This window comes from Nodosilinea sp. LEGE 07088 (assembly GCF_015207395.1).
Lineage (GTDB): Bacteria > Cyanobacteriota > Cyanobacteriia > Phormidesmidales > Phormidesmidaceae > Nodosilinea.
The window spans coordinates 1-2,341 of the sequence record NZ_JADEWX010000340.1 but is presented as its reverse complement, the minus strand read 5'-3'; the positions used below and the strand labels follow the sequence as shown (position 1 = coordinate 2,341).

General features: G+C 51.4%; 1 protein-coding gene. It reads right to left on the bottom strand.

Translation table 11 applies throughout. The annotated features are described in order from the left end of the window. Positions 1-9: 9 nt before the first annotated feature. Positions 10-2,241, bottom strand: a complete 2,232-nt coding sequence (locus IQ254_RS30755; protein ID WP_228041255.1) for a DNA methyltransferase — start codon at positions 2,239-2,241, stop codon at positions 10-12. Between the last annotated feature and the right edge of the window lie 100 nt (positions 2,242-2,341).

Below are 2,341 nucleotides of genomic sequence, written 5' to 3'. Positions count from 1 at the left end.
GGTTTTAGCTTAAAACAGTTCGCCTTGGGTGGCGGGGTCGTCGCCGAAGAGGCTGCCTTGGGTGGTGTATTTGCCGGAGGTGTCTGTGGCTGAGGCGGGTTTGCTTTTTGCCTTTTTACTTTTGCTTTTACCCTTCTTTTTATCGTGGAGGCCTTGGGCGACTTCTGCGGCGTAGCGCTGGTGGTTGAGGGCGAGGAGGCGATCGAGCACTTCGCGGCGGGCCTCTTCGCTGATGGTGAAGCGGAGGCCTTGTTTGGTGGCGTGGAAGTCGTGGTTGAGGCCCTCACCCCCGGCCCCTCTCCCCAGGGAGAGGGGAGAAATGAGGTCGTGCCAGCCGTAGGCGGCGGCGACGGCGGTATCCATTTGGATGTGGAGGTGGCGGAGGGTTTGGATGTCGGGGTCGGTGCAGGTGGGGTCGTGGAAGTGGTTGTAGGTTTTGGTGAGCCCTTCCTGGCGGGTTTGCATGATGGTTTGGCGATGGGTGTAGTAGGTTTCGCCAATTTGTTCTAGAGTATCTGTGATTGCAGGAAAGGGAAAAGTCTCAAATACATCTGAGGGTGAGTAATTGAGATCGGCTTTCATTGTTGAACTGTAATTCCATGCCCAGTGATAGTGAAAGTTTGATTGCAAAATAGAGAAACCAGAGTACTGATCAAAGTTAAAGACAGCAGTTTTATGAGAGAAAACTTGCTTTGCCGGAGCGAAAGAAAAAGCAACTGTTCGGCTAACGAGAGCAACAGTCAAAACTCGATCGCGATGGGCTATTGTTTCATATAGTTCGACTCGTGGCCCAGCATAACGCCACCAATATTTGGATGCTCCTTTATTGAAATGGTTGGTGGGTGGCAAGCTGATTCTCTTAGGTTTTACTTTTTCTTCAACAATTTTTAAGCAGTCTGGATAATCTACTGCGCAAGATGAACCCTTTGTTTTTTTAGGGTCATCATCATCTGAGTTTAGTGGCCAGTCAAAGAAGTTTATCACCCAACGACTAGAAGTCTGAGTGGGGCTAGAGTTCAAATCTTGACCAACAAGATAAGGAAAAAGTACATCTTTATTCTTCAAGTCTCGCTCAATTAATTCCTGAGCCTCCTGGGGTTCTAAAACAAAGCCCATTCCTACAATATTAGAACCCTGAAATGCCCTGCTTTTATTTTGAATAAGTTTATAGGGTTTGCCGACAACCTTTCCTGCTTCTGTCAGATACGATGTAATTTTATTGCTAATGTTTCCGTTTAGGATGAAATCACCACTCCAGCTGCCTACTCGTAACCATACGTAGGCAACTTCCAAAACGGCGGTTCCTGGCCATATACTGGACGGAACAGCACGGTAGATGGAAACGCCTTTGTCAACAAGTTGATCTAAGCCTATTTGGCGAGTATCACCCTGGGCTATTGTATTGGTAGCAATTAGACCTAAATGTCCATTAGTTGACAAAATAGATTGAGCTCTTAGGAAAAAATAAGAACATAAGTCAGCTGTTCCGCGATTGCCCCGAGCTCCATGAGCTAGTTCCTCAACTAAATAATTCCGATAATCTCCTCCTAAGCTAGTAAAAAGTTTTAGTCCACCTTGAAACGGCGGATTTCCTACGATCGCCGAAAACCCCTGCGATGCCCCCTCTCCCAAAAACACCTCTGGAAATTCCAGCGCCCAATGAAACGGCTCCCTCGGTGGCTGCCCCTCCGGCTTGCCCGCATTCAGCATTCGCTGGGCCTTCTCCCGAATCTGCCGCAGCTTATTTTCCCGCTGATGCTCGTCCAGTTCCTCCAGAGCATCCGTCACCAGCCCCGATAGCACCCCCAGGTCTTCCACCTTCTGGTTCCCCGTCTTACCCGCCTGGGCCAGGGCCTCGCCAATCAAATAATCTGCTGCAATTTTGATATTGCTCGTCAGCGCCTCCGCCTCCGCTTGCAACGCCTCCTTACGGGCCAGGTCTTGAATATCGTTCACCGTAAAGCTCTCTAGCTCCTGGCGTTTGGCGATCGCCTGGGCCAGCAGCGGTCGCCAAATCTCCGACACCGTCCGCAATTGCACCGCCTCGTTATCGGGGTTCAGGTGCAAAAACTCGATCTGCTCTCGCCGGGTCACCCCCAGCAGCGAATCGCCACAGCGCAGGGCATGGTCGAGAAAGGTAAAAGGCCGATTCTTTTGCAGCGTAATCAACCACAGAGAGAGCTTCGCCATCTCCACCGCCATCGGGTTTTTGTCTACCCCATAGAGGCAGCGATCGGCCACAATGCGGCGGGCCACGGCAAGGCGTTCGTCGGGGTCGTTGGGAAGGATGGCCTCCCCCGGTTCGGCGGTGGAGAGCGAGCCATCGGGGAGGATGCGGAGG